The sequence below is a fragment of the Leclercia adecarboxylata genome, assembly GCF_023639785.1.
GTDB lineage: Bacteria > Pseudomonadota > Gammaproteobacteria > Enterobacterales > Enterobacteriaceae > Enterobacter > Enterobacter adecarboxylatus_D.
Genome location: NZ_CP098325.1, coordinates 4,053,881 through 4,077,956 on the forward strand (window position 1 = coordinate 4,053,881; position 24,076 = coordinate 4,077,956).

The 24,076-nt window shown below is 54.5% G+C and carries 25 protein-coding genes and 1 other RNA gene; 15 read left to right on the forward strand and 11 right to left on the reverse strand.

The genetic code is table 11. From position 1 onward, the window contains the following. The first annotated feature begins 280 nt into the window (after positions 1-280). A complete protein-coding gene (sstT, locus tag NB069_RS19075) occupies positions 281-1,522 on the forward strand; it encodes a serine/threonine transporter SstT (protein WP_250586129.1) in 1,242 nt (413 codons plus the stop codon). Positions 1,523-1,608: 86 nt separating this feature from the next. Here the strand turns inward: sstT and NB069_RS19080 are convergent, their stop codons facing one another. Continuing rightward, positions 1,609-3,096, reverse strand: a complete 1,488-nt coding sequence (locus NB069_RS19080) for a UxaA family hydrolase (protein ID WP_250586131.1) — start codon at positions 3,094-3,096, stop codon at positions 1,609-1,611. Positions 3,097-3,113: 17 nt separating this feature from the next. Continuing rightward, positions 3,114-4,526 carry a glucuronate isomerase gene (uxaC, locus tag NB069_RS19085; protein WP_250586133.1) on the reverse strand — a complete coding sequence of 471 codons (1,413 nt, stop codon included), beginning with the start codon at positions 4,524-4,526 and terminating at the stop codon, positions 3,114-3,116. Positions 4,527-4,994: 468 nt separating this feature from the next. Here uxaC and NB069_RS19090 point away from each other — a divergent pair, with 468 nt between their 5' ends. From NB069_RS19090 to NB069_RS19140, 11 genes are all read left to right on the forward strand, one after another. Then, on the forward strand, positions 4,995-6,293 hold the full coding sequence (locus NB069_RS19090; protein WP_250586135.1) for an MFS transporter: 1,299 nt from the start codon (positions 4,995-4,997) through the stop codon (positions 6,291-6,293). A 159-nt stretch (positions 6,294-6,452) separates the two neighbouring features. Then, a complete protein-coding gene (gene exuR, locus NB069_RS19095) occupies positions 6,453-7,229 on the forward strand; it encodes a transcriptional regulator ExuR (RefSeq protein ID WP_138370285.1) in 777 nt (258 codons plus the stop codon). A 347-nt stretch (positions 7,230-7,576) separates the two neighbouring features. Next, positions 7,577-8,239, forward strand: coding sequence for a DedA family general envelope maintenance protein YqjA (gene yqjA, locus NB069_RS19100; protein ID WP_039031697.1), 663 nt, complete (start codon positions 7,577-7,579; stop codon positions 8,237-8,239). A 4-nt stretch (positions 8,240-8,243) separates the two neighbouring features. Then, the gene (gene mzrA, locus NB069_RS19105) at positions 8,244-8,627 is read left to right on the forward strand and encodes an EnvZ/OmpR regulon moderator MzrA (RefSeq protein ID WP_250586137.1); all 384 of its coding nucleotides are present in this window, start codon (positions 8,244-8,246) and stop codon (positions 8,625-8,627) included. 154 nt (positions 8,628-8,781) lie between these two features. After that, positions 8,782-9,150, forward strand: a complete 369-nt coding sequence (locus tag NB069_RS19110) for a DUF1090 domain-containing protein (RefSeq protein WP_250586139.1) — start codon at positions 8,782-8,784, stop codon at positions 9,148-9,150. Between the two features lie 29 nt (positions 9,151-9,179). Continuing rightward, the gene (locus tag NB069_RS19115; protein ID WP_250586141.1) at positions 9,180-9,485 is read left to right on the forward strand and encodes a DUF883 family protein; all 306 of its coding nucleotides are present in this window, start codon (positions 9,180-9,182) and stop codon (positions 9,483-9,485) included. Between the two features lie 2 nt (positions 9,486-9,487). Then, positions 9,488-9,886 (forward strand): phage holin family protein, encoded by a 399-nt coding sequence (locus tag NB069_RS19120; protein WP_250586143.1) that lies wholly within the window; start codon positions 9,488-9,490, stop codon positions 9,884-9,886. Continuing rightward, positions 9,883-10,197, forward strand: coding sequence for a YqjK-like family protein (locus NB069_RS19125; protein ID WP_250586145.1), 315 nt, complete (start codon positions 9,883-9,885; stop codon positions 10,195-10,197). Before NB069_RS19120 ends, NB069_RS19125 begins: the two co-directional genes overlap by 4 nt. Before the next feature lie 218 nt (positions 10,198-10,415). Next, complete coding sequence (locus NB069_RS19130; protein WP_250586147.1) at positions 10,416-10,808, forward strand: DoxX family protein; 393 nt, start codon at positions 10,416-10,418, stop codon at positions 10,806-10,808. Positions 10,809-10,873: 65 nt separating this feature from the next. Continuing rightward, entirely contained in the window at positions 10,874-11,860 is a 987-nt protein-coding gene (locus NB069_RS19135) for a glutathione S-transferase family protein (RefSeq protein ID WP_250586148.1), read from the forward strand. Positions 11,861-11,965: 105 nt separating this feature from the next. After that, positions 11,966-12,331, forward strand: coding sequence for a DUF805 domain-containing protein (locus tag NB069_RS19140; protein WP_250586150.1), 366 nt, complete (start codon positions 11,966-11,968; stop codon positions 12,329-12,331). Positions 12,332-12,371: 40 nt separating this feature from the next. Here the strand turns inward: NB069_RS19140 and NB069_RS19145 are convergent, their stop codons facing one another. Continuing rightward, entirely contained in the window at positions 12,372-13,268 is an 897-nt protein-coding gene (locus NB069_RS19145) for a LysR family transcriptional regulator (protein ID WP_039031688.1), read from the reverse strand. Between the two features lie 105 nt (positions 13,269-13,373). Between NB069_RS19145 and NB069_RS19150 the strand changes: the two genes are divergently transcribed. Continuing rightward, positions 13,374-14,075, forward strand: a complete 702-nt coding sequence (locus NB069_RS19150; RefSeq protein WP_039031687.1) for a pirin family protein — start codon at positions 13,374-13,376, stop codon at positions 14,073-14,075. Between the two features lie 37 nt (positions 14,076-14,112). On the opposite strand, the gene NB069_RS19155 is transcribed toward NB069_RS19150, so the two are convergent. The 5 genes from NB069_RS19155 to NB069_RS19175 form a co-directional block, all read right to left on the reverse strand. After that, on the reverse strand, positions 14,113-15,417 hold the full coding sequence (locus NB069_RS19155) for a serine dehydratase subunit alpha family protein (protein WP_250586152.1): 1,305 nt from the start codon (positions 15,415-15,417) through the stop codon (positions 14,113-14,115). 21 nt (positions 15,418-15,438) lie between these two features. Further along, complete coding sequence (locus tag NB069_RS19160) at positions 15,439-16,770, reverse strand: amino acid permease (protein ID WP_250586154.1); 1,332 nt, start codon at positions 16,768-16,770, stop codon at positions 15,439-15,441. Between the two features lie 282 nt (positions 16,771-17,052). Further along, positions 17,053-17,463 (reverse strand): Spy/CpxP family protein refolding chaperone, encoded by a 411-nt coding sequence (locus tag NB069_RS19165; protein ID WP_250586156.1) that lies wholly within the window; start codon positions 17,461-17,463, stop codon positions 17,053-17,055. 156 nt (positions 17,464-17,619) lie between these two features. Beyond that, positions 17,620-18,261 (reverse strand): helix-turn-helix domain-containing protein, encoded by a 642-nt coding sequence (locus tag NB069_RS19170; protein WP_250586158.1) that lies wholly within the window; start codon positions 18,259-18,261, stop codon positions 17,620-17,622. A gap of 92 nt (positions 18,262-18,353) precedes the next feature. Continuing rightward, the gene (locus NB069_RS19175) at positions 18,354-18,617 is read right to left on the reverse strand and encodes a hypothetical protein (RefSeq protein WP_250586160.1); all 264 of its coding nucleotides are present in this window, start codon (positions 18,615-18,617) and stop codon (positions 18,354-18,356) included. Positions 18,618-18,627: 10 nt separating this feature from the next. Between NB069_RS19175 and NB069_RS19180 the strand changes: the two genes are divergently transcribed. Then, entirely contained in the window at positions 18,628-20,016 is a 1,389-nt protein-coding gene (locus NB069_RS19180) for a DUF1254 domain-containing protein (RefSeq protein WP_250586161.1), read from the forward strand. Positions 20,017-20,028: 12 nt separating this feature from the next. After that, the gene (locus NB069_RS19185; protein ID WP_250586164.1) at positions 20,029-21,492 is read left to right on the forward strand and encodes a DUF1254 domain-containing protein; all 1,464 of its coding nucleotides are present in this window, start codon (positions 20,029-20,031) and stop codon (positions 21,490-21,492) included. 49 nt (positions 21,493-21,541) lie between these two features. Here the strand turns inward: NB069_RS19185 and rnpB are convergent. The 3 genes from rnpB to garR form a co-directional block, all read right to left on the reverse strand. After that, positions 21,542-21,918: RNase P RNA component class A (rnpB, locus tag NB069_RS19190), an RNA gene on the reverse strand. 32 nt (positions 21,919-21,950) lie between these two features. Next, positions 21,951-23,096 carry a glycerate 2-kinase gene (gene garK, locus NB069_RS19195; RefSeq protein ID WP_250586165.1) on the reverse strand — a complete coding sequence of 382 codons (1,146 nt, stop codon included), beginning with the start codon at positions 23,094-23,096 and terminating at the stop codon, positions 21,951-21,953. Between the two features lie 60 nt (positions 23,097-23,156). Continuing rightward, positions 23,157-24,047 (reverse strand): 2-hydroxy-3-oxopropionate reductase, encoded by an 891-nt coding sequence (gene garR / locus NB069_RS19200; RefSeq protein ID WP_250586167.1) that lies wholly within the window; start codon positions 24,045-24,047, stop codon positions 23,157-23,159. Between the last annotated feature and the right edge of the window lie 29 nt (positions 24,048-24,076).

Below are 24,076 nucleotides of genomic sequence, written 5' to 3' on the forward strand. Positions count from 1 at the left end.
GGGAGAGGGCGCAAACATTAAAAACGGCAACGCAGTTGCCGTTTTGCATTTACCTTCGCCACCCGGCAATACCCTTCGCAGAGCGGTTTAAGCGAACCACTCAGCAAAAATGTAAACGCACAGTTAAAAAACATGACGCAGTACGTAAATTACAGCATTTTGCTCTTCCCAGACTCCGCGCATTCAATATACTCATCCTGACAAACACACACCTCTAACCGGAATATAAGTGCCTCAGAGCATCTCCGGGACGGAACGCAATTTCACTGAAGGAATTTTTATGACCACGCAATCTCCTGGTCTGCTCGCGCGCCTGGCGCAGGGCAGTCTTGTTAAACAAATACTGGTAGGTCTGGTGCTGGGTATTTTACTGGCGCTGGTTTCAAAACCTGCCGCCATCGCCACCGGCCTGCTCGGCACCCTGTTCGTTGGCGCGTTAAAAGCCGTGGCACCAGTTCTGGTGCTGATGCTGGTAATGGCCTCTATTGCTAACCACCAGAAAGGACAAAAAACCAACATTCGTCCGATTCTGTTCCTGTATCTGCTGGGTACGTTCTCTGCCGCGCTGACGGCGGTCGTTTTCAGCTTCCTGTTCCCGTCCACGCTGCATCTCACTTCCGCTGCGGGTGATATCACTCCGCCATCCGGCATCGTGGAAGTGCTTCGCGGCCTGCTGTTGAGCATGGTCTCTAACCCGATTGACGCGCTGCTGAACGCCAACTACATCGGCATTCTGGTGTGGGCCGTCGGGCTGGGATTTGCCCTGCGCCACGGTAACGACACCACTAAAAACCTGGTCAATGACATCTCTAACGCCGTGACCTTTATGGTGAAAGTGGTGATCCGCTTTGCGCCGATCGGTATCTTCGGTCTGGTCTCTTCCACCCTGGCGACGACCGGGTTCGAAACCCTGTGGAGCTATGCCCAGCTGCTGGTCGTGCTGGTAGGCTGCATGCTGCTGGTGGCGCTGGTGATTAACCCGCTGCTGGTGTTCTGGCAGATCCGCCGTAACCCGTATCCGCTGGTGCTGACCTGCCTGCGCGAGAGCGGCGTCTACGCCTTCTTCACCCGCAGCTCCGCGGCGAACATTCCGGTTAACATGGCGCTGGCCGAAAAGCTGAACCTGGATCGTGATACCTATTCCGTCTCCATCCCGCTGGGTGCGACGGTGAACATGGCGGGTGCGGCGATCACCATCACCGTGCTGACGCTGGCTGCCGTACATACTCTGGGTGTGCCGGTCGATCTGCTCACCGCGCTGCTGCTGAGCGTTGTGGCGTCGCTGTGCGCCTGCGGTGCATCGGGTGTGGCGGGCGGTTCTCTGCTGCTGATCCCGCTGGCCTGTAATATGTTCGGTATTCCGAATGAAGTGGCGATGCAGGTTGTGGCGGTAGGCTTCATCATTGGCGTGCTGCAGGACTCCTGCGAAACCGCGCTGAACTCCTCCACCGACGTGCTGTTTACCGCTGCGGCCTGCCAGGCTGAAGACGCGCGTCTGGCTAAGAACGCTTTGCGTAGTTAATAAAAAAGCCCGGTGGCGGCTACGCCTTACCGGGCCTACTTTTGGTTCGTAGGTCGGGTAAGCGTTAGCGCCACCCGACACCACACTTACAGCGTCACACCACTCTTAAAGATCGCCAGCTCGCGGAAGTCGTTTTTCTCGTTGCAGGCCTGCTTGCCGTTGGCGATATCCACAATCACATCCACGAATTCCGTTAGCAGCTGCGGCATCGCTTTGCCGTGGATCAGCTGACCGGCATCGAAATCAATCCAGTGCTTTTTCTTCGCCGCCAGCTCGCTGTTGGTGGCGATTTTCACCGTTGGCACGAAACCGCCGTACGGCGTACCGCGTCCGGTACTGAACAACACCATATGGCAGCCCGCACCCGCCAGCGCGCTGGTGGCGACGGCGTCGTTGCCCGGGGCGCTTAACAGGTTCAGGCCCGGCGTGCTCAACCGCTCACCGTAGCGCAGAACGTCCACCACCTGGCTGGCACCCGCTTTCTGGGTACAACCGAGGGATTTCTCCTCCAGCGTGGTGATCCCGCCCGCCTTGTTGCCCGGGGATGGGTTCTCGTAGATCGGCTGGTTGTGGGCGATAAAGTACTGCTTGAAGTCGTTCACCATGGTGACGGTTTTTTCAAAGGTCGCTTCATCGCGGCAGTGGCTCATCAGAATGCGCTCGGCACCGAACATCTCCGGCACTTCGGTCAGCACGGTGGTACCGCCGTTGCTGATGACGTAATCGGAGAACTGACCCAGCATCGGGTTAGCGGTGATGCCGGACAGGCCATCAGAGCCGCCGCACTCCAGACCAAATTTCAGCTCGCTCAGCTTGCCCGCTTCGCGCTGGTCGTGGCGCATCGCCTCATACAGCTGATGCAGGTGTTCCAGACCGGCTTCCACTTCGTCGTCCTGATGCTGGCAAACCATAAAGTGAACGCGGGAAGGATCGAAATCACCCAGCGTTTCACGGAAAGCATCCACCTGGTTGTTCTCACAGCCAAGGCCAATCACCAGCACCGCCCCGGCGTTCGGGTGGCGCACCATGTTTTGCAGCATGGTACGGGTGTTGATGTGGTCGTCACCCAGCTGGGAACAGCCGTAGGTGTGGCTGAACAGAAACACCCCGTCGGTCCCTTCTGCCTGGTTGGTCTCTTTCAGGAAACGGCTCTGGATCTGACGGGCGATACCGTTGACGCAGCCGACGGTGGGCAGGATCCACAGTTCGTTGCGGATGCCTACCTCACCGCTGGCGCGGCGGTAGATCTGGACGTCACGATCTGCCGCCTGGCTGCTCTCAGCCTGCAACTCAGGTTGATAGCTGTACTCATCCAGATCGCTCAGATTGGTGCGGGTATTGTGGGAGTGAATGAATTCACCCGCCGCGATATCCGCCAGCGCATGGCCGATAGGCAGACCGTATTTGACCACGTTCTCCCCTTTGGCAATGGGCTGCAGGGCAAATTTATGCCCGCGCGCCAGGTCCTGGCGCAGCGTGACGGTCTGGTTATCAAACGTTACGTCCAGCCCTTCGCTCAGGTCGGCCAGCGCGACCGCAACGTTATCCAGCGAATGGATTTTGATGTATTGCATATCAACCTCAGACGGCCTTAGTTCAGTTCAATAGCGAAGTAGTCGCGTGCGTTGTTAAAGCAGATGTTTCTCACCATTTCACCCAGCAGCTGAATATCGGCCGGCGCTTCGCCCGCGGTGACCCAGCGGCCAATCATCTGGCACAGAATGCGGCGGAAGTATTCATGGCGAGTGTAGGAAAGGAAGCTGCGGCTGTCGGTCAGCATCCCGACAAAGCGGCTCAGCAGACCGAGCTGCGCCAGCTGCGTCATCTGACGCTCCATGCCGTCTTTCTGATCGTTGAACCACCAGCCGGAACCGAACTGCATCTTGCCCGGCATCCCTTCCCCCTGGAAGTTGCCGATCATGGTGCCCAGCACTTCGTTATCACGCGGGTTCAGGCAGTAGAGAATGGTTTTTGGCAGCAGATTCTCTTCGTTCTGTTTGCTCAGCAGTTTAGAGAGCTCTTCGGCCAGCGGACGGTCGTTGATGGAGTCGAAACCGACGTCGGCACCCAGCAGCTTAAACTGACGCAGGTTGTTGTTGCGCAGCGCGCCGATGTGGTACTGCTGCACCCAGCCGCGACGGGCATATTCTGCCGCCAGCCAGACCAGTACCGCGGTTTTAAACTGCGCCACTTCGTGCTCGCTCAGGCTTTCTCCCGCCAGACGACGCGCCAGAATGCTGTCCAGTTCGCCTTCGTTGGCGTCAGCAAACAGCACCACGTCCAGCGCATGGTCAGAGACCTTACAGCCGTGAGCCGCAAAGTGGTCCAGACGTTTGGTCAGCGCAGTCTGCAGATCGCTGAAGCGGCGGATCTCGGTGTCGGAGACGTCGGCCAGTTTCGCCATGTAGTCGGCAAAGGTCGCCTGCTCAATGTTGAAGGCTTTATCCGGGCGCCAGCTTGGCAGGACTTTGACGTCAAAAGAGGTGTCTTTGGCGACAACAGCGTGATGCTCCAGGGAGTCAATCGGATCGTCAGTGGTGCCGACCATCTTCACGTTCATCTGCTTCATGATGCCGCGGGCAGAGAATTCGTCCTGGGCCAGCAGCGCATTGCATTCGTTCCAGATCTCATCCGCAGTGGACGGAGAGAGCAGCTTGCCGGTAATGCCAAACGGACGGCGCAGCTCGAGGTGGGTCCAGTGGTACAGCGGGTTACCGATGGTGTGCGGCACGGTCGCTGCCCAGGCGTCGAATTTTTCACGGTCAGAAGCGTCGCCGGTACACAGGCGTTCCGCTACGCCATTGGTGCGCATGGCGCGCCACTTGTAGTGATCACCTTTCAGCCAGATGTCATACAGGTTTTTGAAACGGTAATTTTCGGCAACCTGCTGCGGCGGAAGGTGGCAGTGGTAGTCGAAAATCGGCTGGTCTTTCGCGTAATCATGGTACAGGCGGCGGGCAAATTCAGTATCTAACAGAAAATCTTCAGTCATAAACGGCGTCATGTCGTCATCCTCTTAACGGGCACGTCAGAAAGCAATGTTCAGATGCTGCAAAGTTATCACACCAATTCCCAGAGGCCGATGATTTTTTCGTGAGTTAGATCAATAAACGTCGACAAATAATCTACATCTAAAGTGTTAAACACCGCTTAACACCGCGCCAGCTCTGGCCTGAAAGAGCCAGAATATTGCCCTTACAATTATTGACACTTTTGTGATGTCACTCACCTTTTAAAGTTGTATGACAAGTTATCGTTCTGCCGTCGCAAATTATAAGCCGACGGAATGCATTACCGGTGCCACAGGCGTCGGACTCAGCGGTAAGGATACCGAATTATGCACGTTACTTATGGCAAGGTTCGGGCCGTACCGGGAGTATTTCCGGTTACGCCCTCCCGTTAAAAACATCTCACGCCCCGCGTAGAGATGCCCGTACTCCGGTGCGGCAATAACATAACGATGAGGTTTTACATGCGTAAAATTAAAGGGTTACGTTGGTACATGATCGCACTGGTGACGCTCGGCACCGTGCTGGGTTACCTGACGCGTAACACCATAGCGGCGGCTGCGCCAACGCTGATGGAAGAGCTGCATATCTCCACGCAACAATACTCTTATATCATCGCGGCCTATTCCGCGGCTTATACCATCATGCAGCCAGTAGCGGGCTACGTGCTGGATATCCTGGGCACCAAAGTCGGCTACGCGGTATTCGCCGTCACATGGGCGATCTTCTGCGGCGCAACCGCGCTGGCAGGCAGCTGGGGTGGCCTGGCGCTGGCACGTGGCGCGGTCGGTGCAGCTGAAGCTGCGATGATCCCGGCGGGTCTGAAAGCGGCCTCCGAGTGGTTCCCGGCGAAAGAGCGCTCCATTGCGGTAGGCTACTTCAACGTGGGTTCCTCTATTGGCGCGATGATTGCTCCGCCGCTGGTGGTGTGGGCTATCGTGATGCACAGCTGGCAGCTGGCGTTTATTCTCTCCGGCGTGCTGAGCTTCGCCTGGGCGATGTCCTGGCTCATCTTCTACAAACACCCGCGCGATCAGAAGAAGCTGTCTGACGAAGAACGCGATTACATCATCAACGGCCAGGAATCCCAGCATCAGACCAATAACGGCAAGAAAATGTCTGTTCTGCAGATCCTGGGTACTCGCCAGTTCTGGGGTATCGCTCTGCCGCGTTTCCTGGCAGAGCCAGCGTGGGGGACGTTCAACGCCTGGATCCCGCTGTTCATGTTTAAAGTGTACGGCTTTAACCTGAAAGAGATCGCCATGTTCGCCTGGATGCCAATGCTGTTTGCTGACCTGGGCTGTATCGTCGGCGGCTACCTGCCACCGCTGTTCCAGCGCTGGTTTGGCGTGAACCTGATTGTCTCCCGTAAAATGGTGGTCACCATGGGCGCCCTGCTGATGATTGGCCCTGGGATGATCGGCCTGTTCACCAGCCCGTATATCGCCATTGCCCTGCTGTGTGTCGGTGGTTTTGCTCACCAGTCTCTGTCCGGTGCGCTGATTACCCTCTCCTCTGACGTCTTCGGTCGTAACGAAGTGGCAACGGCCAACGGCCTGACCGGGATGGCTGCCTGGACCGCCAGCACCCTGTTTGCGCTGGTCGTCGGTGCGCTGGCTGACACCATCGGCTTTAGCCCGCTGTTCGCGGTACTGGCTGTCTTCGACCTGCTGGGGGCGGTGCTTATCTGGACGGTGCTGAAAAGCAAATCCGCCGAAGAGCTACAGAAAGAGTCACTCGGAAGGCCAGCGACTCAAAGCTAGATTTATTGCCGGGTGGCGCTGCGCTTACCCGGCCTACATAGCCCCTTGGCCGGGCAATCAAAAAGCCGCTCCCGAGCGGCTTTTTTGCGCGCGAAATCTGGAGACAAAAGGGTAAAAGTGGTATAACAAATAATTCGCCGTACCCTGCCTGGAGCGCATATGGAAATCAACGAACCCCGTCGTCTTTATCAGCAACTTGCTGCTGAGCTGAAAACTCGCATTGAGCAAGGCGTTTATCTGGTGGGAGACAAATTACCTGCCGAGCGCTTTATTGCGGATGAAAAAAGCGTAAGCCGCACCGTGGTTCGTGAGGCCATTATCATGCTGGAAGTGGAAGGCTATGTTGAAGTGCGTAAAGGGTCCGGCATTCATGTGATCTCCAGCCAGGCAAAACACTCCCCTGCCCCGGATGAAAATCTGGAATTTGCTAACTACGGTCCGTTTGAGCTGCTCCAGGCTCGTCAACTTATCGAGAGCAACATCGCCGAGTTCGCGGCGACTCAGGTGACCAAGCAGGACATCATGAAGTTGATGGAGATCCAGGATAACGCGCGCAAAGAAAAATGCTTCCGCGATTCCGAATGGGACCTGCAGTTCCACGTTCAGGTAGCGCTTGCGACGCAGAATACGGCCCTGGCAGCAATCGTTGAAAAAATGTGGACTCAGCGCGTTCATAACCCGTACTGGAAAAAACTGCACGATCACATTGATTCCCGTACCGTGGATAACTGGTGCGACGATCATGACCAAATCCTTAAGGCACTGATTCGTAAAGACCCGCATGCGGCAAAACTGGCGATGTGGCAGCATCTCGAAAACACCAAACAGATGCTGTTCAATGAAACCAGTGACGACTTCGAATTTAACGCCGACCGCTATCTTTTTGCGGAGAATCCCGTCGTTCACCTCGATAGCGCCGTCAGTCACGCAAAATAGTTGCCCTCTTCCTCCGGCAGGCGCTTCGCTGCGCCTTCCGCAGCCGGTGGTAAGCAAACATATAGAGTGTCAGCCTTTGTAAATAGCCTCGCGTCCTCTCCCCGGGTTAAGACAAAATCTATCGTCGGCATACGCAAATACTGTGACGGATCCCGTTGGCGTTTGTTACAATTAGATGCAATTTGCCGTTTAGCTTATTAGTTAGTGCTTACTTAGCCACTTAACAGGGAACAGTTCTGGCCACACACTGTGTCCGCGAGCGACCATAATGAAATTATAAAAAAATGTCGCCGTGCTGTTTGACCCGGTTGACAGGTGCGTCGTTAACCGATTTTCAGGAACACTGAATGGAACTTTTGACCCAACTACTTAATGCCTTATGGGCTCAGGATTTCGAAACGCTGGCCAATCCATCCATGATTGGCATGCTCTATTTTGTCCTGTTTATGATTCTGTTTCTTGAAAACGGTCTGCTCCCGGCCGCTTTCCTGCCTGGCGATAGTCTGCTGGTGCTGGTGGGTGTGCTGTGTGCAAAAGGGGCAATGCAATTTCCGCAAACCGTGCTGCTGCTGACTATTGCGGCCAGCCTCGGCTGCTGGTTGAGCTATATTCAGGGGCGATGGCTAGGCAATACGCGCATCGTGCAGAACTGGCTGTCGCATTTACCGGCGCATTATCACCAGCGGGCGCATCACCTGTTCCACAAACACGGGCTCTCTGCGCTGCTGGTCGGCCGCTTTATCGCCTTTGTCCGCACCCTTCTGCCAACAATTGCCGGTCTTTCCGGCCTTAGCAGCGCGCGCTTCCAGTTCTTTAACTGGATGAGCGGCCTGCTGTGGGTACTGATCCTCACCACGCTTGGGTATTTGCTCGGCAAGACGCCGGTGTTCCTGAAGTATGAAGATCAATTGATGTCCTGCCTGATGCTGCTGCCGGTTGTGCTGCTGGTGTTCGGGCTGATTGGTTCACTGGTTGTTCTCTGGAAGAAAAAACATGGAAGTCAGGGCTAACGTAATGGCCAATTCGAACGCATCACTGCGTCGTCTCTCATATGCCATGATCGCGCTGGTCATGTTCAGCGCGCTGCTGCTGGCCTGGTCAGCGCTGCAAAAGCAGGAATCGACGCTGGCGATCCGTGCCGTTAATCAGGGCGTCAGCATGCCGGATGGGTTCTCCATCTGGCATCATCTGGATGCCAACGGTATTCAGTTTAAAAGTATTACTCCGCAGAAAGACGTGCTGCTGATCACCTTCGACTCCAGCGTTGAGAGCGCTGCAGCCAAGAAGGTGCTCGACCGCAGCCTGCCGCATGGCTATATCATTGCCCAACAGGATGATGAAAATAAGACGGCTGTCTGGCTGACGCGTCTGCGTGATACCTCGCGCCTGTTAGGCTAAATTTCCACTATTCTGAATCTTTTCACTCACTTTGGTGATATCACCGTTTACTTACTATGCTTAAGTACGCGGAGCACCTCTCACTCGTACTCCGCACGACCCTGGAAATCGACATTCCCGCAGGTTATGTCGAAAACAATGGAAGGTTTCAACAATGAAATACCGCATCGCCCTGGGCCTCGCCCTTTTTTCTTTGAGCACAGCATCGTTCGCTTCATCTCTTTGTCAGGAGAAGGAACAGGATATCCAACGCGAGATCAGTTACGCTGAAAAGCATAACAATCAGAGCAGAATCAACGGATTGAAAAAAGCTCTGAGCGAAGTTAAAGCTAACTGCTCCGACAGCAAACTGCGCGCCGATCATCAGCGCAAGATTGCCGAGCAGAAAGAGGAGATTGCTGAACGCCGCCAGGATCTGGCGGAAGCAAAAGAGAAGGGCGATGCAGATAAAGTTGCCAAACGTGAGCATAAACTGCAAGAGGCGCAGAACGAACTGAAAGCGCTGGAGTCTCGCGATTACTGATTTAATGGACATCGTAACAGGAGAGAATCATGTCAAAAGATACCACGTCAGACCATTTACGCGCTGAACTGAAGTCCCTGGCGGATACCCTGGAAGAGGTGCTGAGCTCCTCAAGCGACAAGTCGAAAGAAGAGCTGAGCAAACTGCGCCATAAAGCGGAGAAGGCCCTGCACGAAAGCCGCTACCGTCTGGGTGAAACCAGCGATGTGCTGGCGAAACAGACCCGTGAGGCCGCCGCGCGCGCTGATGAATACGTGCGTGAGAACCCGTGGGCCGGCGTGGGTATCGGTGCTGCGGTTGGCGTTGTCATCGGCATGCTGCTTACGCGACGCTAATTATGGAAGATTCACGTCAACCACAAGGACCCGCAAAAAACGTCCTCGGTATCGGACAGCGGATTTTAACCACACTTGTCGGCATCGCAGAGACGCGTATCCGACTGCTGGTGGTTGAACTGGAAGAAGAGAAAGCGAACCTCTTCCAGCTGCTACTGATGCTGGGGTTGACCATGCTCTTCGCCGCCTTTGGCCTGATGAGCCTGATGGTATTGATTATCTGGGCAGTCGATCCGCAGTATCGTCTTAACGTGATGATTGGCACCACCGTGGTGCTACTGCTTGCTGCCCTGATAGGGGGAATATGGACGATGCGTAAAGTGCGTCGCTCCACCCTGTTACATCATACCCGTAAGGAACTGGCCAACGATCGGTCGTTGCTGGAGGATGACAAAAAGTGAGCAGAAGCCGATCGGAACGTGAGCGAGAGAAAGCCTTCCTGCTGAGCCAGATCCAGCAGCAACGGCTTGATCTCTCTGCCGGCAGCCGTAACTGGCTGGAAGCGACGCAAAGCTACGATCGCGGATGGACTATGCTCCTCAACCTGCGCGCCTGGGCGCTGGTGGGCAGCAGTATCCTGGCGGTGAAGGCGGTTCGCCATCCGAACAGGCTGATCCGCTGGGCGCGCCGTGGCTTTGGTATCTGGAGCGCCTGGAAGCTGGTTAAAACCACCCTGACCCAGCAGCAGCTTCGCAAATCCGAAACGCACTGACGTCCGGCCTGCCATCAAAATAAAGCGCCTCAGGGCGCTTTATTTTTACCTCCCTCTCCCCTTGCTCAATATCTTTGATAAAGATTGACAGTTTTCCTTGCTAACAATCGGCATTCACCCCGTTTATGATTCTCTCCATCGACAGCGAGACCGCGGCATCCGCCCGATTTTGCACAATAAAGAGTATTTACAGCCCAAGTGGTTCCCTGGAGAGTAAGATGAAAAAATTAGAAGATGTTGGTGTACTGGTAGCGCGCGTTCTGATGCCAATCCTGTTTATTACTGCAGGCTGGGGCAAAATCGGTGGTTACGCCGGTACGCAGCAGTACATGGAAGCAATGGGCGTTCCGGGGTTCCTGCTGCCGTTAACCATTCTGCTTGAACTGGGTGGTGGTCTGGCAATTCTGTTCGGTTTCCTGACCCGCACTACCACGCTGTTCACCGCAGGCTTTACCCTGCTGACCGCATTCCTGTTCCACAGCAACTTTGCGGAAGGCGTGAACTCCCTGATGTTCATGAAAAACCTGACCATCGCAGGCGGTTACCTGCTGCTGGCTATTACCGGCCCGGGTGCGTTCAGCATTGACCGCGTCCTGAATAAGAAGTGGTAAGCACGCTATACTGAATCAAAAAGCGAGGAGATCTCTCCTCGCTTTTGCTATCTAAGGAGGAATAAATGGGACAACTCGTAGACGGCGTCTGGCAGGATACCTGGTATGACACCAAATCAACCGGGGGACGTTTCAAACGTTCTGTTTCGGCATTCCGTAACTGGCTCACCGCCGACGGCGCGCCGGGCCCGAGTGGCGAAGGTGGCTTTGCGGCCGAAAAAGATCGTTATCACCTCTATGTTTCTCTCGCCTGTCCGTGGGCGCACCGTACCCTGATCGTCCGCGCCCTGAAGGGGCTGGAATCGCTGATCCCCGTTTCGGTGGTGCATCCACTGATGCTGGAGAACGGCTGGACCTTTGGCGACGACTTCCCGGCGGCGACCGGCGACTCGCTCTATCACCATGATTTTCTCTACCAGCTCTACCTGCGCGCCGATCCGCACTACACCGGCCGCGTTACCGTGCCGGTACTGTGGGACAAGAAAAATCAGACCATCGTCAGCAATGAGTCCGCCGAAATCATCCGCATGTTTAACACCGCGTTTGATGCTCAGGGTGCCCGGGCGGGCGATTACTATCCGCCAGCGCTGCGCGAAAAGATTGATGAGCTGAATAGCTGGATCTACGACAACGTCAATAACGGCGTCTATAAGGCCGGTTTTGCCACCAGCCAGGAAGCCTATGATGAGGCCGTGACCAACGTCTTTAAGTCGCTGGAGCGTCTGGAGCAGATCCTGGGTCAGCACCGCTATCTTACCGGCGACCAGCTGACCGAAGCGGATATTCGTCTGTGGACCACGCTGGTGCGCTTTGACCCGGTTTACGTCACCCATTTCAAGTGCGACAAACACCGGATCAGCGATTACCTCAACCTGTACGGTTTCCTGCGCGACATTTATCAGATGCCAGGGATCGCGGAAACGGTCGATTTTGACCACATCCGTAACCACTACTATCGCAGCCACAAAACCATCAATCCGACGGGCATTATTTCCATTGGCCCGTGGCAGGATCTGAACGAGCCGCACGGACGCGACGTCCGCTTCGGCTAAGCCTCAGGGGCGCTGTTCCGGCGCCCTTTACACCCCTTTATTCCCGTCTATGCTTTAGTGGATCGCTTAAAAAACAAGTGATTAATTGCTATTGAGGTCATAAACATGGACTGGTATCTGAAAGTTCTGCGAAATTATATTGGGTTTAAAGGTCGCGCCCGGCGCAAAGAGTTCTGGATGTTCACCCTGGTGAACTTCATTCTGATTTGTGTGCTGGGGTTAATCGACAAGATGCTGGGCTGGGAGCGGGCTGGCGGTGAAGGCATTCTGACCACCCTGTATGGCTTGCTGGTGCTGCTGCCCTCTTGGGCCGTGCTCTTTCGCCGTCTGCATGATACCGACCGAACGGCGTGGTGGCTGCTGCTGGTACTGATCCCGATCATCGGCTGGGTGATCATTCTGATCTTCAACTGCCAGCGCGGTACGGAAGGTGAAAACCGCTTTGGGCCGGATCCGTTGCTAAACAAATGACAGATTGCCCGGCAGCGCTGCGCTTGCCGGGCCTGCAATGCTATTTCTGGGTGAACAGCTTCTGGATCTCGCGCAAACACCAGGATTTGGCTTCGCCCATGCTGTCGCGGCGCCACGCCATAATGATATCCACTTCACTGGTGTACTCCGGGCTGACGACCCGCAGACGCCCTTCGGCAATATCTTTTTCGACAAACGGATAAGGCATGGTGGCCACGCCCAGTCCGGCCAGCAGCGCCTGGCGCTTATCTTCCAGCGTACTGACGGTGAGGCGCGGCTGTTTATCAAGCAGCTGAACGGTTAACACCGGACGCTCGCGGGCGGTATCGGCCACCGCCACGCCGCGGTATTTTACGCGGGTCACTTCAGACAGCGGCTCGGGTTCCTGATGAATCGGGTGATCCGGTGCGGCGACATACACATTCATCACGGTATAGAGCTTGCGGGAGTTGATCTCCGACGAAGAGCGGAAGTGCATGTCCGGCGCAATCACAATATCCGCCCGGCCCTGCTCCAGCCGCTCCCACGCCCCGGCGAGCACTTCGGTGATAATGGAAAGCTGGGTATTGGCTTTATCCGCCAGACGTTCCACCAGCGGGTAGAGCGCCGCGGTAGGCACCAGCGCTTCGGTCACCAGCGTCAGGTGCGTTTCCCAGCCGCGGGCCAGGGCTTCGGCATCGGTGGTCAGTTTATCCGCCGCCTCAAGCAACACGCGTCCGCGCTCCAGCAGCATTCGCCCGACGTTGGTGAATTTTGTTCGGTGACCGGAGCGGTCAAAGAGCACCACGTCCAGCTCTTCTTCCAGCTTCTGCATGGTGTAGCTCAGGGCAGATGGCACGCGCCCCAGTTCATCTGCTGCTGCAGCAAAGCTACCGCGACGGTCGATGGCGTCCATCACGCGCAGCGCTTCAAGGGTCAATGCTCTTTCTTTAGCCATGGCGTTCTCATTCAGGAAATTTGAACATACCGGGCAGAATATCTGGCTAACAATGCAGCGTCCATACCTTTACCATTGTTTTAGTGTAAAGAGAGGTCAAGTTTTATGATTACGACAAGAACAGCTAAACAGTGCGGACAAGCCGATTTCGGTTGGCTGCAGGCCCGCTACACCTTTTCCTTTGGACACTACTTTGACCCGAAACTGCTGGGCTATGCCTCTTTGCGTGTACTGAACCAGGAGGTGCTCGCGCCGGGGGCCTCGTTCCAGCCGCGTACCTATCCGAAAGTGGATATCCTGAACCTGATTCTTGAAGGCGAAGCAGAGTACCGCGACAGCGAGGGCAACCATGTCCAGGCGAAAGCCGGTGAAGCATTGCTGATAGCCACCCAGCCCGGCATCAGCTATAGCGAACATAACCTCAGCAAAGACAAGACGCTGACGCGTCTGCAGCTGTGGCTGGATGCCTGCCCGGAGCGGGAAAATCCGCTGCTGCAGAAAATCGATCTGCTGGATGCGAAACAGCAGCTGCTGGCCTCGCCGGATGGCAGTTCAGGTAGCCTGCAACTTCGTCAGCAGGTGTGGCTGCATCATATCGAGCTGGATAAAGGGGAGCGTCTGAGTTTTCAGCTGCACGGCCCGCGCGCCTACCTGCAATCTATTCACGGTACGGTTCATGCGCAGACGCCAGCAGAGGAGCGCGAAGCGCTGACCTGTGGGGATGGGGCGTTTATCCGCGACGAGGCGAATATCACCCTGGTGGCCGACACGCCGCTCCGCGCGCTGCTGATTGATTTGCCGGTGTAACAGACGGCCTCTCCTTCTACAGGGAGAGGCCGTGATTTCAGGATGCTTTCTCCGCCATGATCTCAATGATCTGTTGATCGGTTGCCTGCATCGAACGGCATGCCAGCGAGCACAGATTGGCGATGGACTGTTCCACATCGTGCGCAACTATCCCTTCGTTGCCGGTCACGGCGCAATCATCAAGCGCCATCATTACCGACTTCCAGGCGCTTGCCACGCTGGTTGACACCTTCATAGCACAGCTGTTGGCTGCTCCATCACAGATCATACCGCTGACGTCGCCAATCATACTGCTTATCGCCATCGAGACAGACTTATAGCGCCCGTCCAGTAGCCATGCCATACCTGCCGCCGCCCCCATGGCTGCGGTCGTTGCAGCGCACAACGCCGACAGGCGGGGAAGCTGGTAATGGATATAGATTGCCGACAGGTGCGAAAGCATCAGCGCCCGCGCCAGTTTTTCCTCATCAGCCTTGAGATATTCCGCCACGACCAGGACAGGCATCGTTGCAGCGATCCCCTGATTACCCGAGCCGGAATTGCTCATGGCAGGCAGTGTCGCACCGCCCATGCGGGCATCTGACGCGGCGCTGGTGCGGATGATAATTTCCGAGCCCAGACTCTGGTCGATAAAGCCACGCGCCCGCTGTTTTTGCAATGTCGCGCCAATATGGAGCCCCCACTTGCCGGTTAATCCCTCGCGGGAGAGCGCGTCGTTCAGTCGCCCGGCTTCCAGGATAAAACGGATGGCGAAAAATGGAACCTGCTCAACGAACTCCATGATCTGCGACAGCGACGTGCCCGACAGCATCTTCAGCGGATCGTCGTCAGCGCATTGCGGTTGTTCATCCAGCATAAAGCGGGTTTCGCCCTGATAGCCGATCTGCACGACCCGCGTATGCCCTCCCGCAATGGTGACGCTTGCCGATTCCGCCCCGGCATAAACAATGGCGCGGGAATAGAGGATTTCGTCGCAGGGCTGTTGCAGTTTTACCTGCACCTTTCCTGCCGCCAGTAACGCTTTAGCGCGGGTAATCGCCTCGGATGAAGCATCCTTTAAAACCTCCAGCCCGCCCCGGGGGTTGCCACCAATCGCACCCAGCGCAGCCGCAACAGGCAGACCGACCATTCCGGTACCTGGCACCGTCACGCCCAGGCCATTTTTCATTAAATTCGGTGAAACCCATGCCTCAATGTGCGTAATTTCTCCGGTTAACTGTTCAGCCGCGATGGCACAAGCCAGCGCCAGCGAAACAGGTTCTGTACATCCCAGGGCAGGTTTAACCTCCTCCTGCACCGCGTGAATAAACAGATTCCACAAAGGGTTTATTTGCTCAGACATCGTTACGACCTTTATTGCACATCAGGAAAAAGCAAGGAAAGGAGAAACACAAAGCAGTAGTCCGGTGATTATAATAATGACCAGCGACACGCCTTTGTATTTATGCAGCGCGGGGACTTTGTAGACCAGCCACGCCGGAATTAAACAGCCCACCATGCCAAAAATAGGGCTGCAGATAGAGGTGAAACTCAGCACAGGAGCGTTTAGTACAATGGCGCTCCAGGCAAGCAGGATGGCAAATACCATAATGCCGCGCTGAACGGTGGATTCGTTAATTTTATCCGCTGGCAGTTTGCGGCGCAGGATATTCATCACGATGCCCTGCGTCGCTTCGCGAAAACCGAGATAGACGCCAAAGAAAGCCGTCATCACGGCGAAGATGTTCAGAATAACGCTGACGATTTTTACCCAACCGGCACCATCACCGCTAATAAACTGCGCGGCAATTGCCAGGGCGGAAATATTCTGCTCATAGGCTTTGACCGCTTCCTCATGCCCCATCGCCAGGGTAAAAGAGACCGCATAGAAGAAGACCGTGACAAACAGAATACCAAACGCGATATTCATTGCCCGCAAAGCCTTATAGCGTGCCACCTCGATCGATTTTGAACGCGAACGATAGGAGATCACCATTGGGCTAAGCGTCTGGATAAACAGAATGGATGTCAGGGTAAACGGCAGCGTAATAATGGCGTTCTTGATCAGCAGCCCCATCGGCGGCAGTGCGCCAACGTTATAGAGATGCCACATGCCAATCATCGATACACCCAGAGCCGCTACCACCAGCAGTTTGGTAAGCACCATCAGGCTTGATACTTTAAACAGCAGTTTTTCACCCCGGGAAGAGATCGCCACCAGAATACAGATCAGTAATAAGCCGTAGAAAGGGTTTTCTGACAGCAAGCCATCCGTCACGCCAAAGGTATGCAGATAAGAGGCGCTGTCGTTAGTGATGGCCGTGGAATAAACAAACATCCAGATAACCAGCATGACAAAATAGAGCGCCCCTAAAAGAATGCCCCAGTTTTTACCCAGATAACCGCTAATAACGCTCGGGTAATCTTTGCACTCCTTTGATTCCGCCAGCGTATTGATAAAAAGCCGCTGGAACAGATACATCGCCGGATAACCAATAATGGACGAGAGCAAAAAAACCCACAGCCCCATTAATCCCACCTGAACCGGCAGAAAAACAATTCCTGCCCCAATGGCCATACCGATACTCATGATGACCCAACCGGTATCATTACTGTCGAATTTAATCGCTTCCCGCCATTCACTCTCACTCATTCCAGCCCGTCTTGCCGCCGGGGAATCTTTCACAATCACGTTATTATTTGTTGCCGTATCCATTAGGCTCTCGCTTATTTTGTAGGGTAGACACTTATTTTTATGGGTATCCGCTCATCAGCGATAATGAGTCAGAGAAGTACAGGCGTTTGTTATTGGAATGGAAATATCATATCGGGAGAGGAAGAGAAAAAAGTCACAATATTATTGTGGTCTTTCGCTGTTCAGAGAAAAAATTACCCCTTTTAGTCACAAAAATGACTCAACTTTCTCTTTGTGACGCACTTCAAGAAATTATAAACCCGCACAGGGGCGGGTTCAGATTATCTGGCTGGAGACGACAGCTTACTGGCTCAACGCCTGGGCGATCTGTGAGCGTACCTCGGCGCGCTGTTCCGGGGTCAGAATCTGGCTGACATCGAAGTAATATTTCACGCGATAGTAACGCGCCTGCTCCTCAATGTGGCCGATGGCAGCCAGCTGGCCTTTCACCGCTTTCTCATCCCATTTACCGGAATGGATCACGTCGATCAAGGCGCCATTTTTCACGTCGCTGGTTGGGATCTTACTGACGTTTTCTTCCAGCTGCTGGTGCAGAGCCTTAATCTTCGCGGTCTGTTCGCTGCTGAGTTTTAGCTGCTGCACGACAGGATCCTGGGCAGGCTGCGGCGCGGTTGTCACCTCTGCAGCCTGTGCCACGCCAGCAAAGCCTGTCAGCGAGGCCGTTAACAGCGCGATACGGAACATCTTTTTCATCTCACAATCCTTAATTATCTGTCAGGGAAGAACCCGGGGAGTATTTTGCAATTGCGGATGAGGATCTGTGAGGAAGTATATATACATTTTTGTAGGTAAAGGCCGTGGGCGCTGAGCACGAAGAGCACCATGACAATAGCGTGAAATGTGCCCGTACTAAAAGTCATGCGGCAGGGTTCTGTCGATTGAAATCAGCTTCCCTTTCTTGACGGTAATGTATTGTCCTTCCTTTAATTCTGCGAGTACCCGAAAGACATAACTTCTGGAAAGATTAGTCCTGCGAATGATAAAGTTCGCAATCCCCTCATTTTCCTGGGTGTTCACGGTTCTTCTGTAAAGATAGCGTCGTAACATGGCTTTGATAGTGTGATAGCCAGAATCCGTTCTTCTTTCGACATGAACATCTAAAGTTACAATAAGCATATAGGAAAGAATTGTCGCCAGCTCTTTCATATAACTCGAAGATGTGTCGAAAAATATCCGTTCAAAATCATCATAACTTATTTGTAATATTTTTGCGGCAGTAAGCGTCATATAGTTAAAGGAGATGACCGGGCACAGATGCTCCAGAAGACCGATGGGCATATATTCGATGGTGGTGCCAATGATTCTGGGATCTTCATCCATCGCGATTGATAATACGCCTTCTGCAACATAATAAATTGAACCGGGTTCTATAATAAGCGGTTCATTTGCGTTGAGGGTAAAATTTTTCGCACAAGAAATAACTTCTGTCTGATGTTTATTAAGCTCAAGAGTCCTGTAATGCTCATGAATTTTTTCAAAGACAAACTGCATTGAACTCTCCCAAATTTATATCACAAACAGACATTATAGACCTGAGGGACAAATCCGGGCATCAATTTCGGCATAAGTCCCAGCATGGACTATCACAAATAAAAAATGCGCGTAAACTGATTAACCAGATTAAGCCACAGACATTCAAATACCTTAAACGTTTTTATTGTTAAAAACGAGAGCGCCGCTATGCCTTTTTTCTGGCAAAAGCGATGCTTGCTAAATCCGGCCTTAACCCATTGTTTAATGGAGCTTTCCATGTCCAATAATCGTTCTGCTTTGCGGATGATAATAGGCGCAGTCATGGCGGCCTGTTTGGTTTCATCCGCTGCCGCGGCTGAGACTGCAGCGCCCATGTCTCCCTTGATGCGACAACTGAATAACGGTAATTGGTTACCTCAGCAAGAGGCGGCCAGTTTAAGTGACGAACTCTACTATCAGGATGCCATTCACGCTTATATACAGACCTTACCTTTACTTAACACCATAGGTTTGCGCGACGGTTCAGAAGCCGCTTTCGGTAAAGGCTACAACGTTCTGCCCGTCTGGAAAGAACGTATGGATAGCCGGGCTATGGTGCCAACGCCGAATGGCGACGTCATTTATTCCATGAGCTACCTGGATCTAAAAGAGACGGGGCCACTGGTGGTAAAAGCGCCAGCAAATGTGATTGGTATGTTCACCGATTTTTTCCAGAAAACCATCACCGATGTGGGTGCCATTGGCCCGGATCGTGCGCGTGGCGGTCTCTATCTTCTGTTACCGCCTGACTACGATGGACCGGTTCCGCAAGGATATTACGCGTTTAAATCCTCTACCTATAACGTGTTCCTCTTCTTCCGGACCGTCATGGGAAAAGGTGAAGGTAAACCCGATCCAACCCCTGCGGTGAAAAGTGCCGAAACCACACGTATTTACCCGCTGTGGGATGTGGAAAAAGAGGTGAAGCCGATGCAGTTCCCGGATGCCAGCGGGAAACGCGTCAATATGATGTATCCAACAGATAGCGCTTACTGGAAAAAGCTGAAGGACTTTGTTGATTACGAGCCGCTGACCGCTATTCCGCCGGAGACCCGCAGCGCCCTTCTGAGCATTGGTATTGTGAAAGGCAAACCCTTTGCACCGACGGCGCAACAACAGGCACTGCTGAAGAAGGCGGTTGAAACTGCGCCTCGCATGATCCTCGCACGCCGACAGGTGGGTCGCGACGATCACCGCCAGCTGTACTACAAAAATCGCCAGTACGAGAACTCATGGGCTGGCGCCACGGCTAACTGGATGCAGTACGGCACGCTGGATGAAAACCAACGTGCTGGCTTCTTCCAGATCGCCTATTCCAGCGCAGCCGCAATGGTAATGCACACCACAGGGGCGGGCTCAAAATATCCGTACACCACCAGGGATAATACCGGCAAACATCTTGACGGTGGCAACACCTATAAATTGCATCTGCCGCCAAATCCTCCTGCAGGACTGTTCTGGGCGGTGACGGCTTATAACATCACTGACGGCACGATGCCTGAAACCGATCAGCTACTGCCGTCCACCAACGGGTACTACAACCTGCCGAAGAACGCCGATGGTTCTATTGATATCTGGTTTGGGCCGAAAAAACCGGAGGGCGTCGCTGATACCGCATTCATCAAAACGATACCTGACCGAAATTTCCTCGTGGCATTACGTCTGTATGGCACTGAAGATGGGTTCTATGACCAGACCTGGGTTCCGGACGATTTGGTACAAATGAATAAGTAAGGAGTTTTAACGATGAAACTTAAATATCTGACAGTAGCAACTGCGCTGATATTCAGCGCTGGCGTAACGGCACAGTCCGCCCCGCTGACCATTCCTCAGGCGAAAACCTTTGACGAACTGGCAACCACACCGGCAGAAGTGACGATGCCGGAATCCTACGTCAAAGCCATCGCTCAGCAGGCCTATATCTGGGGCTGGCCGATGGTGAATCAATTTAACCGTCGCGAGACGATCACCAAAGCCCCGTATCCTGCGCTGAATGGCGGCATGGTACCCGTCGCCCCAATGGGTCAGCTAAGCATGTTGACCGACTATATCAAGCCACAGGAAACCTTTGTAACCTGCCCAAATCAGGATGTGGCTTACGGCCTGGGCTTCTTTGAGCTGGATAAAGAACCGGCGGTCATTCAGGTTCCTGATTTTGGCGAGCGCTTCTGGGTCTACGCTATTTATGATGCGCGCACGAATCAGATTGGTAATGTGGGCAAACCCTACGGAACCAAACCGGGCTTTTATCTTCTGGTTGGGCCGAACTGGAAAGGAGAGACGCCAAAAGGCTTTGAGGGCGTAATACATTCATCTACAGAGATGGCGAACGTTATCCCTCGCATCCAGATGGATGATACTCCAGACGATCGCGCCGCGATTCAGGCACCGATTAAAGAAGTGATGACGTACCCGCTCAGCGAATTCACGGGCAAAATGAAGTCTTATGAATATTCTACAATCCCGGCAATTGGTGATAAACCGGATCCAAATGCCGGTGAAACCCGTTGGGTTGTTCCAGAAAAGTTCTTTGACCAGTTTGCTAACGTGTTGAATAAAGTTCCGCCGCTGCCGGGTGAAGAAGCCCTGTACGCCCAGTATCGTCATCTGGTTGAGGCCGGTAAGAAAGATCCACAGATCCGTAAATGGATGGACGAAGCCGCGGTTCAAACGGATAAGACCGTTATCGCCGATTTCTTTAAATGGAAAAATAATGGCGTACCGGCAGGCAACGGCTGGAATCGTTCGAAAAATAATGCCCAGTTCGGGGTCGATTATTACAACCGTACCGGGACATCAAAATCGAATATGTTCGATAATAAGCCTGATGAAACCCAGTATTTCTACACGGACAATGCGGCTAACGGCAGCCAGCTTTCAGGCGATCATGATTACACGGTAACCTTCCCGCAAGGGGGTCTTCCGCCTGTTAAAGGATTCTGGTCATTGACGCTGTACAACAGTAAGCATCTGTTCAGCCCGAATGAACTGAATCGCTATTCGCTGGGGACAAAAAATCAGAACCTCAAATATAACGCCGATGGTTCGCTGACGCTCTATGTGAGTAAAACGAATCCGGGTGAGGCAAAAGTGAATAACTGGCTTCCGGCGCCGGATGGCGTTTTCTCACTCTATATCCGCGCCTACTGGGGTGAAAAAGCCATTCTCGATGGCACCTGGCAGCCACCAAAAATTGAAATGACGAAGTAATACCTGTCAGCCAAAAAGCAAAAACCCCGCCGAAGCGGGGTTTTTTAATGAGTGAAGCTGACCGATAAGCCGGGTTCTGTCGTGGACAGTCATTCATCTAGGCCAGCAATCGCTCACTGGCTCAAGCAGCCTACCCGGGTTCAGTACGGGCCGTACCATGCGAACCCCTATTTGGCCTTGCTCCGGGTGGAGTTTACCGTGCCACGGACTGTTACCAGCCGCGCGGTGCGCTCTTACCGCACCCTTTCACCCTTACCTGATCCCACTTGCGTGGGCCATCGGCGGTTTGCTCTCTGTTGCACTGGTCGTGGGTTTCCCCCCCAGGCGTTACCTGGCACCCTGCCCTATGGAGCCCGGACTTTCCTCCCCTCCGCCCGTCTCCCCCGAAAGGGACGACGACGAAGCGGCGACTGTCTGGTCAGCTTCGGCGCGCAGTATAGAGGGTTTGCACGCCGCTGTCACCCTTCGGTGCGCATCCCCATCTGCAGGGTGGCGGCAATATTGCGCGAGGCGCGATAAATATTGTCAAACGCGCCGCGAAACGCCTCTTCCAGCGTGCTGATGCTGGTCAGGACGCTGAACACCGCGTCGATACCGTACTGATGAACCACACCAACATCCCTGGTCAGGCTGCCGGCAATACCGATCACCGGCTTGCGGTATTTGCTGGCGACGCGCGCCACGCCCACCGGCACCTTGCCGTGAATACTTTGGCTGTCCAGCCGCCCTTCACCGGTGACTACCCAGGTGCAGTCGTGAATATGCTCTTCGAGATTCAGCGCCTGAGTAACGATTTCGATGCCGCTTTTCAGCTCCGCGCCGAGAAACGCCATCAGCGCGGCGCCCATTCCGCCTGCCGCGCCCGCGCCGGGCACATTTTTGACATCAATACGCAGCGAGGCATGAATCACGTCTGCGTAGTGGGAAAGGTTGTTGTCGAGCTCCAGGATGTTGGCTTCTGTCGCCCCTTTCTGCGGGCCGAAGATGCGGGATGCCCCCTGCTCGCCAATCAGCGGATTGCTCACGTCGCAGGCTACCCGGATCGCGCAGGTTTTAAGGCGCGGATCGAGAGCCGAAATATCAATATTGTTTAATGCCATCAGGCTGCCACCGCCGTGGCCGATCTCGGTGCCGTTGGCGTCGGTCAGTTTTGCGCCGAGGGCCTGAACCATGCCCGCGCCGCCGTCATTGGTCGCGCTGCCGCCAATACCGATAATGATATTACGGGCGCCTTTATCGAGTGCCGCGAGGATCAGCTCTCCCGTGCCGCGGGTAGTGGTGATTAACGGATTGCGCTGTGCCGGAGGAACCAGCCCCAGACCGCTGGCAGAAGCCATCTCGATAAATGCCGTTACGCCATCGCCGGAGATCCCCCAGCAGGCATTGACGCTTTCGCCCAGTGGCCCCGTCACAACCGCGTGCTGCATCGTGCCGTTGGTGGCGGCAATCATCGCTTCAACCGTTCCTTCGCCGCCATCCGCTACGGGAACCGAAACATACTCTGCATCGGGAAAGATCTCCCGAAAGCCTTTTTCTATCGCCCGCGCTACCTCGGTGGCAGACAGGCTTTCTTTGTAAGAGTCAGGGGCGATTACGATTTTCATAGTTATAGCCTGTTACCGCTTAAGGCAAAAATAGCGGGCGCGTTCCCGCGCCCGTCTTTGTTAGCGAGTGACTTCCACTTTCGCCAGTTTTTCGTAATAGCACGCGAGAGCGCTGTGGTCCGCCGTGCCCAGCCCGTCGGCACGCAGGGCCTGCATCATCTCCATCACCGCCGCGGTCAGCGGCAGCTGTGCGCCCACGCCGTGGGAGGTGTCCAGCGCGTTGGCCAGATCCTTGATGTGCAGATCGATACGGAAGCCAGGCTTGAAGTTACGATCCATCACCATTGGCGCTTTGGCATCCAGCACGGTGCTGCCCGCCAGGCCGCCGCGAATGGCCTGATAAACCAGATCCGGGTTCACGCCCGCTTTGGTCGCCAGGGTCAGCGCTTCGGACATCGCCGCAATGTTCAGGGCCACAATCACCTGGTTTGCCAGCTTGGTCACGTTACCTGCGCCAATCTCACCGGTATGCACCACGGAACCGGCCATCGCTTTCAGCAGGTCGTAGTACTTGTCGAAAATCGCCTTATCGCCGCCCACCATCACAGAGAGGGTGCCGTCGATAGCTTTCGGCTCGCCGCCGCTCACCGGCGCATCCAGCATGTCGATGCCTTTCGCTTTCAACGCTTCGCTGATTTCACGGCTGGCCAGCGGTGCGATGGAGCTCATGTCGATCACCACGGTGCCCGGTTTGGCCCCTTCGATGATGCCGCCTTCGCCCAGCGCCACCTCTTTGACGTGCGGGGAGTTTGGCAGCATGGTGATGATCACATCGCACTGCTCAGCAATGGCTTTTGCCGTGGCGGCGGTTTCTGCGCCAGCGGCAATCACGTCGGCAATGGCTTCCGGGTTACGGTCTGCAACCACCAGTGAGTAACCTGCTTTGATGAGGTTTTTACTCATTGGTTTACCCATGATACCCAGGCCAATAAAACCAACTTTCAGTGTCATAATTGCGTCTCTCTTTATTCAGTGGTGGT

Excerpts from the sequence above, each read along its gene's own strand:
- sstT (WP_250586129.1), top strand. The coding sequence starts at position 281 with ATGACCACGCAATCTCCTGGTCTGCTCGCGCGCCTGGCGCAGGGCAGT.
- NB069_RS19080 (WP_250586131.1), bottom strand. The coding sequence starts at position 3,096 with ATGCAATACATCAAAATCCATTCGCTGGATAACGTTGCGGTCGCGCTG.
- uxaC (WP_250586133.1), bottom strand. The coding sequence starts at position 4,526 with ATGACGCCGTTTATGACTGAAGATTTTCTGTTAGATACTGAATTTGCC.
- NB069_RS19090 (WP_250586135.1), top strand. The coding sequence starts at position 4,995 with ATGCGTAAAATTAAAGGGTTACGTTGGTACATGATCGCACTGGTGACG.
- exuR (WP_138370285.1), top strand. The coding sequence starts at position 6,453 with ATGGAAATCAACGAACCCCGTCGTCTTTATCAGCAACTTGCTGCTGAG.
- yqjA (WP_039031697.1), top strand. The coding sequence starts at position 7,577 with ATGGAACTTTTGACCCAACTACTTAATGCCTTATGGGCTCAGGATTTC.
- mzrA (WP_250586137.1), top strand. The coding sequence starts at position 8,244 with ATGGCCAATTCGAACGCATCACTGCGTCGTCTCTCATATGCCATGATC.
- NB069_RS19110 (WP_250586139.1), top strand. The coding sequence starts at position 8,782 with ATGAAATACCGCATCGCCCTGGGCCTCGCCCTTTTTTCTTTGAGCACA.
- NB069_RS19115 (WP_250586141.1), top strand. The coding sequence starts at position 9,180 with ATGTCAAAAGATACCACGTCAGACCATTTACGCGCTGAACTGAAGTCC.
- NB069_RS19120 (WP_250586143.1), top strand. The coding sequence starts at position 9,488 with ATGGAAGATTCACGTCAACCACAAGGACCCGCAAAAAACGTCCTCGGT.
- NB069_RS19130 (WP_250586147.1), top strand. The coding sequence starts at position 10,416 with ATGAAAAAATTAGAAGATGTTGGTGTACTGGTAGCGCGCGTTCTGATG.
- NB069_RS19135 (WP_250586148.1), top strand. The coding sequence starts at position 10,874 with ATGGGACAACTCGTAGACGGCGTCTGGCAGGATACCTGGTATGACACC.
- NB069_RS19140 (WP_250586150.1), top strand. The coding sequence starts at position 11,966 with ATGGACTGGTATCTGAAAGTTCTGCGAAATTATATTGGGTTTAAAGGT.
- NB069_RS19145 (WP_039031688.1), bottom strand. The coding sequence starts at position 13,268 with ATGGCTAAAGAAAGAGCATTGACCCTTGAAGCGCTGCGCGTGATGGAC.
- NB069_RS19150 (WP_039031687.1), top strand. The coding sequence starts at position 13,374 with ATGATTACGACAAGAACAGCTAAACAGTGCGGACAAGCCGATTTCGGT.
- NB069_RS19155 (WP_250586152.1), bottom strand. The coding sequence starts at position 15,417 with ATGTCTGAGCAAATAAACCCTTTGTGGAATCTGTTTATTCACGCGGTG.
- NB069_RS19160 (WP_250586154.1), bottom strand. The coding sequence starts at position 16,770 with ATGGATACGGCAACAAATAATAACGTGATTGTGAAAGATTCCCCGGCG.
- NB069_RS19165 (WP_250586156.1), bottom strand. The coding sequence starts at position 17,463 with ATGAAAAAGATGTTCCGTATCGCGCTGTTAACGGCCTCGCTGACAGGC.
- NB069_RS19170 (WP_250586158.1), bottom strand. The coding sequence starts at position 18,261 with ATGCAGTTTGTCTTTGAAAAAATTCATGAGCATTACAGGACTCTTGAG.
- NB069_RS19175 (WP_250586160.1), bottom strand. The coding sequence starts at position 18,617 with ATGGGCGCTGCAGTCTCAGCCGCGGCAGCGGATGAAACCAAACAGGCC.
- NB069_RS19180 (WP_250586161.1), top strand. The coding sequence starts at position 18,628 with ATGCGACAACTGAATAACGGTAATTGGTTACCTCAGCAAGAGGCGGCC.
- NB069_RS19185 (WP_250586164.1), top strand. The coding sequence starts at position 20,029 with ATGAAACTTAAATATCTGACAGTAGCAACTGCGCTGATATTCAGCGCT.
- garK (WP_250586165.1), bottom strand. The coding sequence starts at position 23,096 with ATGAAAATCGTAATCGCCCCTGACTCTTACAAAGAAAGCCTGTCTGCC.
- garR (WP_250586167.1), bottom strand. The coding sequence starts at position 24,047 with ATGACACTGAAAGTTGGTTTTATTGGCCTGGGTATCATGGGTAAACCA.